Origin of the sequence: Pseudaminobacter soli (ex Zhang et al. 2022) (assembly GCF_014595955.1) — a bacterium.
GTDB lineage: Bacteria > Pseudomonadota > Alphaproteobacteria > Rhizobiales > Rhizobiaceae > Kumtagia > Kumtagia pseudosoli.
The window spans coordinates 241,227-255,459 of sequence record NZ_JABVCF010000003.1 but is presented as its reverse complement, the minus strand read 5'-3'; the positions used below and the strand labels follow the sequence as shown (position 1 = coordinate 255,459).

Sequence of the window (14,233 nt, the reverse complement as noted above, 5' to 3'; positions counted from 1 at the left end):
AGGCGACATGCCGAAGGACGCCGTCACCCCGATCGTTGAATTCGACAAGGTAGGCATGCTCTTCGCCAGCCCATCCGGAGAGCCCTTGACGGTTCTGAAAGACGTTAGCCTGTCTCTGCGGGAAGGCGAGATCCTCGGCCTGCTCGGCCGTTCCGGATCAGGCAAGTCGACGCTGCTGCGTCTTGCGGCAGGCCTGATCCGGCCGACCGCCGGCGAGGTCCGCTATCGGGGCAACCCTCTGTCCGGACCGGCGGAAGGCATCGCCGTCATCTTCCAGACCTTTGCGCTCTACCCCTGGCTCACCGTGCTGGAGAACGTCGAACTCGGCCTCGACGCACTTTCTCTTCCTGGCGAGGAGGAGCGACGGCGCTCTCTCGCGGCCATCGACCTGATCGGGCTCGACGGCTTCGAGTCCGCCTATCCGCGTGAGTTGTCGGGCGGCATGCGGCAGCGGGTCGGCTTTGCCCGGGCGATCGTCGGCGACCCGACATTGCTGCTGATGGACGAGCCGTTTTCCGCTCTCGACGTACTCACCGCCGAAACGCTGCGAACGGATTTCCTGGACCTGTGGATGTGTCACGAGCTTCCCACGCGGGCAGTGCTTTTGGTAACGCACAACATCGAGGAAGCGGTGCTGATGTGCGACCGGATCCTGGTTCTCGGCACCAATCCCGGGCACATTGCAGCTGAGATACCCGTTCCCTTGCCGCAGCCGCGCAACCGGCTCGACCCTGCGTTTCAGGTCCTGGTCGATCAGATCTACGCCATGCTGACGGCGAGGATGGCGCAGTTCATCCGCACTCAGAGCGAGCTTCTCACCGGATTCGCCAGGCCCTTGCCGGACGTTTCGACCAGCCGTCTGATCGGCTTCATCGAGATCATGCACTCCGATCATGACGGCCGCGCCGAACTGGCCGATCTCGCGGCGCCGCTCGGCGTGGGCATGAAGGATCTATTCGCCATCGCAGCGGCGCTGCACATGCTGGAATTCGCGGAACTTGAGGACGGAGTGATCCGGTTGACGGCGGCAGGCCGGGCATTTGCCGACAGCGATATCGACGACCGCAAGCGCCTCTTCAGCGAGCATCTCCTTCGCTTCGTGCCGCTCGTGGCCCACATCCGCCAGGTTCTCGAAGAGCGCGAGGATCACACGGCGCCGCGCGAGCGGTTCGAGCTCGAACTGGAGGATCATCTGAGCGAGGCCGATTCGGAGAGCACGCTTCGCGCCGCGATCAGATGGGGACGCTATGCGGAGCTCTTTGCCTACGACGACGACACGCGCAGTTTTGAGATGGAGGACGCGTGATCGAGGTTAGAGCCTGTCTGGGCGGCGTTTGCGGCGGCGCTAGCATGAGGACTGCTGTCCGCTGTGGCGGGGCAGGCCCTTTCGATGCCTTCCAATGCCGCTATTGCGGCAGAAGCGGTCGCACAACTTCCGGCATCGGCGCCTCGCATTAGGTAGATCGGCCTATCTATTTCGGGAGGGCCGCCGTGATCGACAAAGTTCCAGTGCGGCAGCGACTACTGAATGCCGCGGCCGAACTGTTCTACCGCGATGGCGTTGGGGCGACCGGGATCGATGCGATCACCGCTCACGCAGGCGTTGCGAAGATGAGCCTCTACAACAACTTCGCATCGAAGGCCGATCTGGTGAACGCCTATATCGAAGGCCGCCGCACCGAGTGGCACGAACTTCTCGATGTCCGGCTGAAAGCGGCGTCGACGCCGAGGGAGCGCATCCTTGCCGTGTTCGATTCTTACGTGGATCATGCGGCGTGTGCTTATGAGTGGGGGTTTCGCGGATGCGGCCTGCTCAATGCCGCGGCCGAGCTTCCCATCGGGGATCCCGCTCGTGCCTCCGTCGCGGCGCAAAAGGACGAGGTGGAGGAACTGTTCAAGGAACACCTCCACGCAATGCAGCCCGCCAATCACGCGATAGATGAGGTTGCCGAACACCTCTCGTTTCTTCTCGAAGGCGCCATGTCTCGGGCTGGCCTCGATGGACACGATGCGCGGCTGAAAACCGCGCGCAAGATCGCGGTTTCCATGCTGGACCAGTTCGAAAGCCGGCCCGAATGAGCCTGGCTGTAGCTCTTTCTAACCGCTCGGCAAGCCGGCTTGTTGGGCTCGTTGTTCTGGTCTTGCTGGAAGCGGCCTTAGTTGTCTGCTGGAGCGCCGGCTTTATCGGCATCCGCTTTGCGAGCGACCACGCGCCGATCTTCCTGATACTCCTCTGGCGCAGCCTGGTTTCCGGGCTCGTGCTGTTGCCCTTTGCTCTGATTGTCGGACCCAGGCTGCAGTGGAAACACGTACTCCCGCAGATCTTGTTCGGCGCTCTGGCAATGTCCGCCTATCTGGGCGCATTCGCGCTCGCGATCTCCTATGGGGTGCCGACGGGCCTTGTCGCTCTCATTACGGACATGCTGCCCCTGATGGTTGCGGTCCTGTCCTGGCCGGTTCTCGGACAAGCGCTTACCGGGCGTCAGTGGATTGGCTCGTTCATAGGCTTGGCAGGTGTCCTGATCGCGTCCGGCTGGTCGCTGAAGATGGGCGATGTGCCGCTATGGGCTTATGGCCTACCTGTTCTCGGGACGCTGTCTCTGGCCATGGCAACCCTGCTGCAGAAGCGCAGCCCGACCAATTTCATGCCAGTGCATCAAAGCCTTTGCATCCAGTGCCTGTCGGCGGCGGCGATCTTCTCCGTGTTCGCCTGGCACGAGGGCGGCTTGGCTCCGATCCTGGAGCCGGGGTTCATCGGCGGCATCCTATGGCTCGTCTTCGTCGCCACGCTCGGCGCATGGAGTCTCTACTATCTGGCGCTCCGCAAGTCGTCTCCGGCGCGCGTCACGGCGGTTCTGTATCTCAGCCCGCCGGTCGTGATGATCTGGGCTTGGCTGATGTTCGATGAACCGCTGTCATGGGCGATGGCGTGCGGCTTGATCGTGTCCCTTATCGGCATCATCATCGTCGCGAGATCGCAGAAGCCTGCACCTGAAATCGGGACTACTTGAGACGAGGGCCTTGCCAGCAGGCCTCAGTTCGAGCCGAGGATCGGCCCGTTTCCTACTAAACCTCCGGGATGTTCTCCTTGAGGATCAGATGCAGCCGCGGCAGGTGGGCCTCATACGGAATGCCACGCACGGCATGCGTCAGGATGTTCAGCGCCTCCCGCGCCTCCACCCGAGGGTTCTGGTCGATCACGGCGTCCATGGTGCCGTCGAGCAGCAGGCGCTTGGTGCCTTCGGTCAACTCGTGCCCGATCAGCACCATGGACCCCGCTCGGTTCCGTTCGCGCAGCGCCTTGGCAACGCCCTGGTTGCCGGCGCCTATGTTGTAGATGCCGGCGAGGTCCTCATGCGCGTCGAGCAGGGCGGCGGCTTCCGCATAGGCCCGCTCACGGTCGTCCAGCATCTCGCGCAACTCGACGATCGAAATGTTCGGAAACTCCTCGGCGAGCACGTGACGAAATCCCATCTCGCGTTCCTGGTGCCCGCGATAGGAGAGCGAGCCGGCGAACATGGCGACCTTCCGCGGCACTCTGGTGCCGAGCAGGCGGCCGAGCAGATAGCCTGCCAGCCGTCCGGCCTGCCGGTTGTCTATGCCGACATAGGCGGCGCGCGGCACGTGCAGCACGTCGGTGGCGAGCGTCACGACCTTGATGTCCCGGGCCGACAGGGCGCGGATCGCTTCACGGACCGTCGGATGATCGAGCGCGATCAGGCCGATGCCATGCGTCCTGCCTTCGAGCCCATGCATCATCGTCGCCAGCGTGTCGGGGTTGAAGCCCTCGATCGAATGGATGTGCACGTCGAGCTCCGGACGGGCCGAGCCCTGGGCTGCGAACTGCTCGTGCAGCATGCGGATGAAAGTGTTCGTGCCGACGGGGAGCAGGAAGTCGAGCCGGATCGGCTTGCCGGTTCCGTTCGCCGCTCCACTCGTTCCCGGGCCGATATAGCCAAGCCTGCGGGCCGTATCGAGCACGATCTCTCGGGTCCGGTCGCGGACGCCGGGGCGATCGTTCAGCACGCGGTCGACCGTTGCCGACGAGACTCCGGCTTCGTTGGCAATATCCAGGAGTGTCGAGCGCATGCGGGCCTTAGACGAGCGTTTTACGGAGCGGTCCCAGCCCGCACTTTTGGAACGGCTTGGGACGGGCGATTCTGATCGACCATGAAGGTTGAATGGATGGGGGAACCGGCATCGGCGGGAAAGCTCCTGACGGAACGCGACTCGGCGGCCTTATCCATAGTGTCACATCAAAAAACATCATGCTCCCTGGGCTTGCGACGGATTGCGATGCGGGATGTGGCTGACAAAGCTGGCTCTCCCTGTGTCGGTACCCTGCGATTGCCCTGGTTGATGATTGTTTTTGATTGGAAATGATGTTGACAGCATCAACCCCTCTCGTCAATGTTCCCCGTGAGGAGGCACATGGCGCGACGCCCTGTTTCGGCGCTGGAGAAGCGGATAGCGGCCTCGCCACAGGAGTTGCGCTGTGATGGACGGGATGCGGGAAGAGTCCAGGGAGTATGCATGGCGGATGCCAAGGGCTTCGAGCCGGACGTAAAAATCCGGACAAGGCAGTACAGAATAGGGTGCATTGGCGCCGGCATGATCATGGCTGAGTGCCATCTGGCTGCCTACAAGGAGGCCGGCTTCCAGGTCGCGGCAATCGCCTCGCGCACCAAGGCGAATGCACAGAAGGTAGCCGACCGCTGGGGCATTCCCCTTGTCCACAACACGCCCGAAAAGCTGATCGAGGACGCGACTGTCGAGATCATCGACCTCGCCTTCCCGCCGGACCAGCAGCCGGCGCTGATCCGCCACGCGCTGAAGCAGCCGCACGTGAAGGCGATCCTCGCCCAGAAACCGCTGGCCCTGTCGGTGGATGAGGCGCGCAGGCTGCGCGACGAGGCGAAGGCTTCGGGCAAGATCCTCTCGGTCAACCAGAACATGCGCTACGACCAGTCGATGCGCGTGCTCAAGCAGATCATCGACTCGGGCGCGCTCGGCGAGATCGTCTTTGCCCAGATCGACATGCATGCGATCCCGCACTGGCAGACTTTTCTCGCCGACTACGATCGTCTCGCGCTTTCCAACATGGCCGTGCACCACCTGGATGTATTGCGCTTCCTGTTCGGCGATCCCGAGGAGATCACGACGCTTACCCGCAAGGATCCGCGCACCACGTTCGATCATACTGACGGCATCACCGTCTCGACGCTGCGTTTTCCCTCGGGCGTGCTCGCCGTCTCGCTGGAAGACGTGTGGTCCGGTCCGCGCGAGCCCGGCTACAAGGACGATCAGCACATCAGTTGGCGCGTCGACGGCACCCATGGCGTGGCGAAGGGTACGATCGGCTGGCCGACAGGCGCAGCCTCGACCCTGACCTACGCCTCGACCAAGACGACCAGTGGCGAATGGGTGACCCCGACCTGGGACACGATGTGGTTCCCGCACGCCTTCATCGGCGTGATGGAGCAACTGCAGCATGCCGTCGCGACCGCAACCGAGCCCGCGCTCCCCGTCGCCGACAACGTCAAGACGATGGCGCTGGTGGAGGCGGCCTACAGGTCGATCGCCGAGCGCCGGACCGTCAAGCTTACCGAAATCTCGATCGACTGATCCGCGATGTCGCCGGGTGTGGACGTCTCACGCTGGTCAAGGAAGCAAAGGCGCACTGATGGTTAAGCTCTTCGGCCAGACTCTGACCCGGCGGCAGGTGTCCGAGCGCTCGGGCATGCTGTCGCAGTTCGCGGGCGTGCGGCTGATGACGCTCGGCGACGGCGTGGAGCGCGGCATCCGCATGCTGGAGTTCCGGACGGGAAGCGGCCTGCGCTTTACGGTGCTGGTCGACCGCGCCCTCGACATCGCCGATTGCGAACACAACGGCCGCGCCATCGGCTGGCACTCGCCGACCGGCTTCCGCCACCCCGGCCTGCACGAGGGCGAGGGCGAGGATGGCATTGCCTGGACGCGCTCCTTCTCGGGCCTGCTGCTGACCTGCGGCCTCGACCACATCCTCGGCAGCGAGGAAGTGCCGGCGACCGAATACAACTATCCCCGCAAGTCGACTGTCATCCACACCCTGCATGGCCGCGTCAGCACCATCCCCGCCCGGCTCACCGGCTACGGCGAAAGCTGGAACGGCGACGAGTGCGTGCTGTGGGCGGAAGGCGTCGTCCAGCAGTCGACGGTGTTCGGCGAGGACCTGCATCTGATCCGCCGCATCGAGGCGGATGTCGGCGGCAGCGAGATCCGCATCTCCGACCGCGTGGTGAACCACGGCTTCTACCAGACGCCGCACATGTATTTCTACCACATCAATGTCGGCCATCCGCTGCTCGACGAGGGCTCGCGCTTTGTCGCGCCGGTGAAGGACGCGGTCTGGGCCAACCATGCGGGCGATGCCTATCGGGCGCAGAGTGTGGGCTATCGCCGCCTTCCCGCACCGACGATGAATTTTCGGGAGCAGGTCTGGGAGCACGAACTTGCCGGTGGTGCGGATGGCCGAGTGCCTGTGATGGTCGCCAACGACCGGATCGGCCTCGGCTTCGAGATCACCACCCGCAAGGACCAGCTGCCCTGCATGTACCAGTGGCAGAACTTTCAGCCCGGCATGTATGCGATGGGTATCGAGCCCTCGACGCACCATGTGCTCGGCAACAGGTTCGCCCGCGAGCGCGGCGAGATGATCTGGCTGGAGCACGACGAGTCCCGCGCCTATGGGGCGACGTTCCGCGTCCTCGACGGCGCCGAGGCGATTGCCGAGGCCGAACGGCGGATCACGGCCATCGCCAGGCAGCCCGAGGATGACTATCCGGCCCTGTCCGGAAACTTCGCGCGCTTGAGGGATCGGAAATGATCTCCGCCGTCCCAAGCGCGTGTATGATCGATGGAGCTGACAAGAGCTCCCTGACCTGCAGGGACCGGATCCTGCCCGGCGGACGATCGAGGAGGATGGCATGACCATCGCCGCATTCGATACGGCGAAGAGGCCGAAGCGCGACTATAGCCTGGTCGGGGAAAGCACCCGCTGGGCAGTCGAGACGGGCCTGGCCTCGGCCGAGTGGTACCACACCGAGGTGCCGCGCAAGACCATGAAGGAGCTGATGAAGCGGACGGACGGCCCGGCCATCCGCGACACCGTTCTATGGATTGCTTTGATCCTCGGCTCCGCGGCCGGCGCCATCTACTTCTGGGGGACCTGGTGGTGCGTGCCGTTCTTCTTCGTCTACGGCGTGCTCTATGGCTCCTCGAGCGACTCGCGCTGGCATGAATGCGGGCACGGCACGGCGTTCAGGACCGACTGGATGAACAACGTCGTCTACCAGATCGCCAGCTTCATGCTGATGCGAAATCCGGTCGCCTGGCGCTGGAGCCATGCCCGCCACCACACCGACACGATCATCGTCGGCCGCGACGCCGAGATCGCGGTGATGCGTCCGCCCGACCTCCTGAGAACCGGGTTCGCTTTCGTCGGGATCATGGATTTCCGTTACGCGCTACCGGGCCTGTTCCGGCAGGCCTTCGGCAAGCTGAGCGATGACGAGAAGAGCTATATCCCCGAAAGTGAGCAGCCGAAGGCTGTGGCCGCGGCCCGCTGGCACGTCGCGATGTACATCGCGACCGTGGTCGTGGCGCTCTACACCTGGTCGTTCCTGCCGCTGATGTTGATCGGCACGCCGCGCCTCTACGGCATGTGGCACATGGTGCTGACCGGCCTGCTGCAGCACATCGGCCTGGCCGACAACGTCACCGACCACCGGCTGAACACGCGCACCGTCTACATGAATCCGATCAGCCGGTGGATCTATTGGAACATGAACTATCACGTCGAGCACCACATGTTCCCGATGGTGCCGTACCACGCGCTGCCGAAGCTGCACGAGTTGATCAAGCACGACCTGCCCGAGGCCAATCCCTCGATGTGGCACGCCTACAAGGAGGTCTGGCCGGTGGTTAAGCGGCAGCTGAAGTACGAGGACCATTATCTGAAGCGGGAGCTGCCGCCGACCGCGCGTCCATATCGGGAGGAGTTCCACAATTTCGTGCTCCCCACCGCGGCGGAGTAAGCCTCGTACGCTGAATTGCAGCGCCGACCACCCTCACGCCGGGGGTGAGCCGGAAATGAGTCCCGACGGCAGGTCCCGCCGTCATTTTGAAGTGAGAGTGGAAGATGGCCGAGTGGATCGAAGCCTGTGCAGCCGATGATATCGATGAAGAGGACGTGATCCGGTTCGATCACGCGGGACGGACCTTCGCCATCTATCGCTCGCCGGACGACGAGTATTTCGCGACCGACGGGCTGTGCACGCATGAGAAGGTGCATCTCGCCGATGGGCTCGTCATGGACGATGTCATCGAGTGCCCGAAGCACAATGGCCGCTTCAACTACAAGACCGGCCAGGCGCTGCGCGCGCCTGTCTGCGTCAACCTCAAGACCTATCCGGTGAAGGTCGAGGCCGGGAAAGTCCTGATCCAGCTGGACTGAGGTGATGAACGAGCGCGGCATGGTGATTGTCGGCGCTGGCGAGTGCGGTACGCGCGCCGCCTTCGCGTTGCGCGAGGAAGGTTTTGCCGGGCCGATCACGCTGATTGGGGCCGAGCGGCACCTGCCTTACGAGCGGCCGCCTCTGTCCAAGGCCGCACTCGCTCCCGAGCCGGAGGGCATGAAGGCGATTGCCGAGGCGGAGCGCTTCGCCGCAGCGGACATCCGGCTGCTGCTTCAGACGCAGGTGGTGGCGATCGACCGTAAGGCCAAGTCGGTTGAGCTCGGCGACGGGTCGCGCCTGCCTTACGAAAAACTGCTGCTTGCGACCGGCGCGCGCCCGCGCGGATTGCCGCTCGCGGAGGGTTCGGGGCACTGCGTCTATCTGCGCACCCACGACGACGCCGAGGCAATCGCCAAGCGCCTTCGCCCCGAGGCTCGGATCGTCATCATCGGCGGCGGCTTCATCGGTCTCGAACTGGCCGCCGCTGCCCGGAAGCGCGGTGGCGCGGTAACGGTGCTTGAGGCGCTGCCTCGCCTGCTCGCCCGTGCTGTTCCGGAAGAGATCGCTGCGGTCATGACAGCGGCGCATCGGCAGAACGGCGTCGACATCCGCTGCGGCGTCTCTCTGGCGAGTTTCGGAGACGAGGGCAGGGGAGTTCGGGTGAGCCTCCAGGACGGGGCGGAGATAGCGGCCGACCTCTGCATCATCGGCATCGGCGCAATCCCAAATACCGAGCTTGCCGAACGTGCCGGCCTTGCCGTCGTGAACGGCATCCGGGTCGACGAGAGGCTTGCTACCGCCGACCCCTCGATTTTGGCGGCCGGCGACTGCTGCTCCTTTCCGCTCGAGGTCTATGGCGGCCGCCGGGTGCGGCTCGAAGCTTGGCGCAACGCGAACGATCAGGGCTCACTCGCGGCCCGCAACATGCTGAGCCGTGGCGAGGCGCATGCGGCGGTGCCATGGTTCTGGTCGGATCAGTACGATCTCACCCTGCAGGTCGCGGGCCTGGTCGACGAGGGGAAGCATACGGTCCGCCGCGATGCGGGCGAGGGCGCTTTCATCCTTTTTCATCTCGCTGCCGACGGGCGGCTGGTCGCCGCATCCGGAATTGGCCCTGGCAATACCGTCGCGCGGGACATCAGGCTCGCCGAGATGCTGATCGCCCGCCGTGCCGCCCCGCCGCCGGAAAAACTCGCGGCTGCCGAGACCAAACTGAAATCGTTGCTCGCCGCGTGAGGGGCCACAATGAGCAGAAAGAGACCGACCGTTGCAGACCTGCGCGCCCTTAAGGACTGACAATGCTGCGCGTCATGAACCTGGAGGAGGCCGAGGTAGCCGAGCGCGCCGGCATCGACATCGTCTCGATCCCGCCGGAACTGCTGCTCAACCCGCAGGGCTCTGCGGCCGCGAAGGCGCGTCACTGCCTATTCTCGAGCTTTCCGTTGATATAGTGCATCAATCGCGCAATTGGCGCTCGTAGCCGCCGGATATCAAGCGAAAGCAACGCTAAGCCAAGAGGGATCATCCAAAATCCGATTATTGGCAGAAATCCCAATATCCCGATGGCTATTAGCAGGATGCCAACGGGAACTCGAACCCAGCGTGCTGCAGGATCACGCAATCGCCTTATGAGAGGCGCCAGTGAATGTGGCAGGCGCCGCTCCAGCTTCTGCATCTCTTGATCGAGATCGGGCGCGTTGTTCATGACTGGGATTGGGTCCGAGCATGACCACTGTCACGGATCTGGTCCAGCGACAGGGCTCTTTGCTAAACTAGGAATCCCAATGTCTATTGAACTAGATCTAATTTCGGCAAATTCCTCGTCGCGGTTCTGCCAACCTTCATTCTAGCTCTAAGTCGCGTGTGTCCTGGGTCTATGCCGAATGATGCCTCTTACTCTCCGTACGGCACCCAGATGTTCTTGACCTGCGTGGCGCGGCGCAGGAACTCGCGGCCCTGACCCTGCTGCGCGTCCGCCCAGCGAACCGCGCGGCCATAGTTGACCCACGTCGCCTTGAGATTGCCGGTCGAGCGCTGCTCAACCTCCTTCGATCCCTCGGCAGTGCCGAAATACCAGAAGGCAGAAATGTCGTCGTGGTCGGCGATCGTCTTGGCCAGGCTCTCGCGATCGCCGGTGACGATGTTGACGACGCCGCCGGGCACGTCGCTGGTGTCCAGCACCTGGTAGAAGTCAGTGGCGACCAGCGCATGGGCGGGCGAGGGGACGACGACCACGCGATTGCCCATCGCGATCGCCGGGGCGACCAGCGAGACGAAGGCGAGAAGCGGCGCCTCGTCCGGGCAGCAGATCGCCATAGTGCCCCACGGCTCGTTCATGGCGAGCGTGACATGGCGCGAGCGGGTCGAATGCACCTGCCCGTCATACTTGTCGGCGTGGGCGGCATAGAAGGCGAGACGGCGCACCGAGGCCGCGACTTCCTCGCGCGCTGCATCCTCGTTCCCGTCCACCAGCGAGGCGATGCGGTGGGTGAACTCGTCGGTGCGGGCCTCGAGGTTCTCGGCCACGTAGTAGAGCACCTGCGCACGGTTGTGGCCGGCGACGCCCGACCAGGAGGTCGCCTTGCCGGCCGCCTCCACGGCATTGCGGATGTCCTTGCGGTTGCCCAGCCCCGCCTGGCCCACGGCCGCGCCGTTCGCGGCGTAAAGCGTGTAGGAATAGCCGCCGTCGGGGCGGGTCTGCTTGCCGCCGATGTAGAGTTTTGCCGTGCGATCGAAGCGCGGCACGCCCGACACCACGGCCGGCGTCTCGGCTGCGGGTGTCACCGAGAAATCCACCTTTCGGGCAGGAGCAGGTTCCTCGGCCTTCTTCTCCCATGCAGGTGCAAGGTATTCGTAGAGGCCCTCGCGGCCCCCTTCGCGACCGAACCCGCTCTCGCGATAGCCGCCGAAGCCGGCGGCGGCGTCGAAGAGATTGGTCGAATTCACCCAGACCACGCCGGCCTTCAGCCGCGCGGCGCAATCGAGCGCGACATTGATGCTCTCTGACCAGATGGATGCGGCGAGCCCGTAGCGCGAGTTGTTGGCTAGTTGCACCGCCTCGTCGGGTGTTCGGAAGGTCATGGAGACCAGGACCGGCCCGAAAATCTCCTCCTGCGCGATCGTTGCGGCGGGCGCCACGTTCGTCATCAGCGTCGGCGGGAAGAACAGCCCCTTTTCAGGCACTGCGATCGACGGTTGCCAGCATGCGGCGCCTTCGGTCCGGCCCTGCTCTACGAGCGAGCGGATGCGGTCCAACTGGACCGCGTCGACGATGGCGCCCATGTCGGTCGCCTTGTCGAGCGGGTCGCCGACCCGCAGGGTTTCCAGCCGCGCCTTCAGCTTGGCGTGCATCCGCTCCGCAACCGCCTCGTGCACCAAGAGCCGCGAGCCGGCGCAGCAGACCTGCCCCTGGTTGAACCAGATGGCGTCCACTATGCCCTCGACTGCGCTATCGAGATCGGCGTCATCGAAGACGATGAAGGGCGACTTGCCGCCGAGTTCGAGCGACAGCTTCTTGCCCGATCCGGCAGTCGCCTTGCGGATGATGCGGCCGACCTCCGTGGAGCCGGTGAAGGCGACCTTGTCGATGCCGGGATGCTCGGTGATCAGCGCGCCGGTGCGCCCGTCGCCGGTGACGATGTTGACCACGCCCGCCGGCAGCCCCGCCTCGCGGCAAAGCTCAGCGAAGGCGAGCGCCGTGAGCGGCGTGAACTCGGCAGGCTTCAGCACGACCGTATTGCCGGCAGCAAGCGCCGGCGCCACTTTCCATGCCAGCATCAGCAGCGGGAAGTTCCACGGGATGATCTGGCCGCAGACGCCGACGGGCTTGTGGTTGGGGAACTCGGATTCGATCAGTTCGGCCCAGCCGGCGTGATGGTAGTAGTGTCGGACGACGAGCGGGATGTCGATGTCGCGGCTCTCGCGGATCGGCTTGCCGTTGTCCATGGTCTCTAGCACGGAGAAGAAGCGCTCGCGCTTCTGCAGCAGCCTTGCCAGCGCGTAGAGATAGCGTGCTCGCGTGTCGCCGGGCAGCGCCGACCATGGGCCGAAAGCCTTCCGCGCGCTTTCGACCGCCGCGTCGATCTCTGCCTTGCCTCCCTGCGCGACCTGCGCCAGCTTGGCGCCCGTGGCAGGGTTGAACACGTCGAACGCGGCTCCGTCCTTGGACGGCACGAACTCCCCGCCGATGAAGTGCCCGAAGCCATCCTTTTTGGCGGCGAGCCATGCGATGACGTCCTGGTTCGCTTCCGGTGCGGGGCCGTAATCCATCGTGCGGAAGATTTCCTTGACCTGCGGCATCGTTCTTTCCCTCAAGCGACGGCGTGGCGGTCGGCGGACGAGTAGCGCCCGGTCACGAAATGCTCGAGCTGGCGCGAGATGTCGCCCAGCACGCCGCTGGCACCCAGCCGGAACAGGTCCGGCTGCAGCCATTCATTGCCGAGTTCCTCCTTCATCAGCGTCAGCCAGGCGAGCGCGTCCTTTGCCGTGCGGATGCCGCCGGCCGGCTTGAAGCCGACGTCGAAGCCGGCAAGCTCGCGATAGTCGCGGATGGCGCGCACCATGACAAGGCCGACGGGGAGGGTGGCGTTCACATCCTCCTTGCCGGTGGAGGTCTTGATGAAATCTGCGCCCGCCTGCATCGCGACCATCGAGGCCTTGTAGACATTGCGCAGGGTCTTGAGGTCGCCGGTGGCGAGGATCGCCTTCAGGTGCGCCTTGCCGCAGGCTTCGCGCATCTGCGCGATCTCGTCGTAGAGCGCCTGCCAGTTCTGCTCCAGCACATGCGCTCGGGTGATCACGATGTCGATCTCGTCGGCGCCTTCCTCGACTGCATAGCGAATCTCCTCCAGCCGCAGCCGGAGCGGCATCAGGCCGGTCGGGAAGCCGGTCGCCACCGATGCGACCGGGATGCCGCTGCCCTTGAGCGAGCGCACCGCCGTCGGGACCATGGTCGGATAGACGCAGACCGCGCCGACCTTCAGCTCGAAATCGAGGCCGAGCGCCTCGACGAGATCGTCGCGCAGCGGATGCCGCGCCTTGGCGCAGAGCCGCGCGACGCGCTCTTCCGTATCGTCGCCGGCCAGCGTGGTGAGATCGATCAGCGTGATCGCCTTCAGCAGCCACGCCGCCTGCCATTCCTTCTTGACCGTGCGGCGCGTCATCAGCGTCGCGGCGCGTCGGTCGACGGCGCTCAGGTTGACGCGTGCGTTGTCGAACCATTCGGGCTTGAGCGGCGTGCCGGCGTTCCGAGCCAGCTCGGCGCCATGAGCGGAAGCGGGCGCTGGTTCAGCAACGGGCTCGGCCGTACTCGCGGCACGGATTTTCACGACTTGCTCTGCCATCGGAAGCCCTCCGGAACGTCGTCTGCGGTCCACTGAACGGTGATTAGCACGTTCAGGTGGTAGGCGCGAAGGGTGGCCAGCGCAATTCACGTGCTCTGGCCGGGTTCGGGATGCGGCTGATCACGCAAACTCTGGCTACCGAGTTGGGCAGTGTGGAACTGATCCCCGCCAGAGAGGGAATCAGGTGCGAAATGATCATTTCTCTCACGTGACACTTCATTGTGATGCAGGCGATGCGCACCGCAGTCTCGCCAGAAATTCCGGTCCGCCGTCGCCGATCCGTGCATATCTTGCTGATCCGTGCAGATCAAACCTTTGCGAGTGGGGAGGAAAGCTCTCAATCCCTGCGAAGGGATGACGGACATGCGAGTGATTTCGCCATATAATCGCCATCAG

General features: G+C 64.3%; 11 protein-coding genes and 1 pseudogene. 9 read left to right on the top strand and 3 right to left on the bottom strand.

The genetic code is table 11. The features are described from left to right. The first annotated feature begins 7 nt into the window (after positions 1-7). From HUI96_RS07135 to HUI96_RS07125, 3 genes are all read left to right on the top strand, one after another. Positions 8-1,306 (top strand): nitrate/sulfonate/bicarbonate ABC transporter ATP-binding protein, encoded by a 1,299-nt coding sequence (locus HUI96_RS07135; RefSeq protein WP_188253957.1) that lies wholly within the window; start codon positions 8-10, stop codon positions 1,304-1,306. A gap of 185 nt (positions 1,307-1,491) precedes the next feature. Next, positions 1,492-2,079 carry a TetR family transcriptional regulator gene (locus tag HUI96_RS07130; RefSeq protein WP_188253956.1) on the top strand — a complete coding sequence of 196 codons (588 nt, stop codon included), beginning with the start codon at positions 1,492-1,494 and terminating at the stop codon, positions 2,077-2,079. After that, complete coding sequence (locus tag HUI96_RS07125) at positions 2,076-3,011, top strand: DMT family transporter (protein WP_188253955.1); 936 nt, start codon at positions 2,076-2,078, stop codon at positions 3,009-3,011. Before HUI96_RS07130 ends, HUI96_RS07125 begins: the two co-directional genes overlap by 4 nt. 55 nt (positions 3,012-3,066) lie before the next feature. Here the strand turns inward: HUI96_RS07125 and HUI96_RS07120 are convergent, their stop codons facing one another. After that, the gene (locus HUI96_RS07120) at positions 3,067-4,089 is read right to left on the bottom strand and encodes a LacI family DNA-binding transcriptional regulator (RefSeq protein ID WP_188253954.1); all 1,023 of its coding nucleotides are present in this window, start codon (positions 4,087-4,089) and stop codon (positions 3,067-3,069) included. Positions 4,090-4,533: 444 nt separating this feature from the next. On the opposite strand from HUI96_RS07120, the gene HUI96_RS07115 reads away from it, so the two are divergent. The 6 genes and pseudogenes from HUI96_RS07115 to HUI96_RS07090 form a co-directional block, all read left to right on the top strand. Next, complete coding sequence (locus HUI96_RS07115; RefSeq protein WP_188253953.1) at positions 4,534-5,625, top strand: Gfo/Idh/MocA family protein; 1,092 nt, start codon at positions 4,534-4,536, stop codon at positions 5,623-5,625. A gap of 58 nt (positions 5,626-5,683) precedes the next feature. Further along, positions 5,684-6,865 (top strand): aldose 1-epimerase family protein, encoded by a 1,182-nt coding sequence (locus HUI96_RS07110; protein ID WP_188253952.1) that lies wholly within the window; start codon positions 5,684-5,686, stop codon positions 6,863-6,865. Between the two features lie 100 nt (positions 6,866-6,965). Further along, complete coding sequence (locus tag HUI96_RS07105; RefSeq protein ID WP_188253951.1) at positions 6,966-8,075, top strand: fatty acid desaturase family protein; 1,110 nt, start codon at positions 6,966-6,968, stop codon at positions 8,073-8,075. Between the two features lie 104 nt (positions 8,076-8,179). Beyond that, positions 8,180-8,494, top strand: coding sequence for a MocE family 2Fe-2S type ferredoxin (locus tag HUI96_RS07100; RefSeq protein ID WP_188253950.1), 315 nt, complete (start codon positions 8,180-8,182; stop codon positions 8,492-8,494). A gap of 4 nt (positions 8,495-8,498) precedes the next feature. After that, complete coding sequence (locus HUI96_RS07095) at positions 8,499-9,731, top strand: NAD(P)/FAD-dependent oxidoreductase (protein WP_188253949.1); 1,233 nt, start codon at positions 8,499-8,501, stop codon at positions 9,729-9,731. Positions 9,732-9,740: 9 nt separating this feature from the next. Continuing rightward, positions 9,741-9,904 (top strand): annotated as a pseudogene (locus HUI96_RS07090) (3-methyl-2-oxobutanoate hydroxymethyltransferase); the annotation flags it as partial. A gap of 484 nt (positions 9,905-10,388) precedes the next feature. Here HUI96_RS07090 and HUI96_RS07085 read toward each other — a convergent pair. Then, positions 10,389-12,794 carry an aldehyde dehydrogenase family protein gene (locus HUI96_RS07085; protein WP_188253948.1) on the bottom strand — a complete coding sequence of 802 codons (2,406 nt, stop codon included), beginning with the start codon at positions 12,792-12,794 and terminating at the stop codon, positions 10,389-10,391. A gap of 11 nt (positions 12,795-12,805) precedes the next feature. After that, complete coding sequence (gene deoC, locus HUI96_RS07080; protein ID WP_188253947.1) at positions 12,806-13,837, bottom strand: deoxyribose-phosphate aldolase; 1,032 nt, start codon at positions 13,835-13,837, stop codon at positions 12,806-12,808. Positions 13,838-14,233 lie beyond the last annotated feature (396 nt).

What these genes read in the sequence shown, in the direction of transcription:
- HUI96_RS07135 (WP_188253957.1), top strand. Translation starts at nt 8, where the DNA reads ATGCCGAAGGACGCCGTCACCCCGATCGTTGAATTCGACAAGGTAGGC.
- HUI96_RS07125 (WP_188253955.1), top strand. Translation starts at nt 2,076, where the DNA reads ATGAGCCTGGCTGTAGCTCTTTCTAACCGCTCGGCAAGCCGGCTTGTT.
- HUI96_RS07120 (WP_188253954.1), bottom strand. Translation starts at nt 4,089, where the DNA reads ATGCGCTCGACACTCCTGGATATTGCCAACGAAGCCGGAGTCTCGTCG.
- HUI96_RS07115 (WP_188253953.1), top strand. Translation starts at nt 4,534, where the DNA reads ATGGCGGATGCCAAGGGCTTCGAGCCGGACGTAAAAATCCGGACAAGG.
- HUI96_RS07110 (WP_188253952.1), top strand. Translation starts at nt 5,684, where the DNA reads ATGGTTAAGCTCTTCGGCCAGACTCTGACCCGGCGGCAGGTGTCCGAG.
- HUI96_RS07105 (WP_188253951.1), top strand. Translation starts at nt 6,966, where the DNA reads ATGACCATCGCCGCATTCGATACGGCGAAGAGGCCGAAGCGCGACTAT.
- HUI96_RS07100 (WP_188253950.1), top strand. Translation starts at nt 8,180, where the DNA reads ATGGCCGAGTGGATCGAAGCCTGTGCAGCCGATGATATCGATGAAGAG.
- HUI96_RS07095 (WP_188253949.1), top strand. Translation starts at nt 8,499, where the DNA reads ATGAACGAGCGCGGCATGGTGATTGTCGGCGCTGGCGAGTGCGGTACG.
- HUI96_RS07085 (WP_188253948.1), bottom strand. Translation starts at nt 12,794, where the DNA reads ATGCCGCAGGTCAAGGAAATCTTCCGCACGATGGATTACGGCCCCGCA.
- deoC (WP_188253947.1), bottom strand. Translation starts at nt 13,837, where the DNA reads ATGGCAGAGCAAGTCGTGAAAATCCGTGCCGCGAGTACGGCCGAGCCC.